This window comes from Nonomuraea sp. NPDC049784, from assembly GCF_040659615.1.
In the GTDB taxonomy this organism is placed as follows: Bacteria; Actinomycetota; Actinomycetes; order Streptosporangiales; family Streptosporangiaceae; genus Nonomuraea.
Genome location: NZ_JBFAMX010001292.1, coordinates 1 through 1,109, shown reverse-complemented (window position 1 = coordinate 1,109; position 1,109 = coordinate 1). Strand labels below are relative to the sequence as shown.

Below are 1,109 nucleotides of genomic sequence, written 5' to 3'. Positions count from 1 at the left end.
GGCGGTGACTACAACCCGGAGCAGTGGGACCCCGCCGTATGGCGGGAGGACGTCCGGCTCATGCGCGGCTGCCACCCCCTCCAGCAGCGTGGCCAGATGCCCGGCCATGCGCTCGATCCGCTCGCCGGAGAAGAGCGCGGTGTTGTACACGAACAGGAACGACCCGCCACCCCCGGTGTAGAGCTCCAGGTCGAACCGCGTCGCCCACACTCCCGGCTCGAACCCCTCCAGCGTCAGCGGCCCGGGCTCCGGCTCGCCGCCGTAGTTCTGCATGGCCAGGATGACCTGGAACACCGGCGATCTGGACGGCTCCCGCGCCACGTTCAGCTCCTGGACGAGCCGCTCGAACGGCACCTCCTGGTGCGTGTACGCGTCCGTGGCCAGGTCACGCACCCGGCACAGCAGCTCCGCGAACGACGGATCCCCGGACAGGTCCACCCGCATCGCCAGCATGTTGACGAAGCACCCGACCAGGTTGTCCAGCTCGGGCAGCGACCGCCCGGCCACCGGCGAGCCGATCGCCACGTCGTCCTGCCCCGCGTACCGTCCGAGCAGCACCGCGAAGGCCGCCAGCAGCACCATGTACGGCGTCGCGCCGTGCTCACGCCCCAGCCGGTCCAGCCGCTCGGCCGGCTCGGGGGCGACCGAGAAGTGGTGCGCCGCCCCGGCGTAGGTCAGCTCCGGCGGCCGTGGCGCGTCGGTCGGCAGCTCCAGGGGCTCCAGCCCGGCCAGCCGCTCCCGCCAGTAGTCCACGTCGCCGCCGGGCCGTGCGCGCTGCCAGGCCGCGAAGTCCCCGTACGTCACGGGCAGGTCCGGGGCCGTCCCGCCGGTGCAGAACGAGAGGATCTCGCGCAGCAGGATGTTCGCGGACCAGCCGTCGGCCGCGATGTGGTGGACGGCCAGGGCCAGCACGTGGTCGCCGGGTGCCAGCCGTACCAGCAACGCCCTGATGACCGGCCCCGACACCAGGTCGAACGGCTCCGCCAGGAACGGCCCCACCAGCTCCCTGGCCGCCTCCACCGACCCGGCCTCGGCGACGGTGAGCGGGACCTCCGCGTCCTCCGGCACCAGCACGTCCGGCTGCCCGTCCGCGCCTTCCGGGAAGCGGG

At 73.3% G+C, this 1,109-nt stretch carries 1 protein-coding gene; it reads right to left on the bottom strand.

From position 1 onward, the window contains the following. The coding region (locus AB0J09_RS65525; RefSeq protein ID WP_360714681.1) for a condensation domain-containing protein at positions 1–1,109 on the bottom strand (1,109 nt) is incomplete at both ends.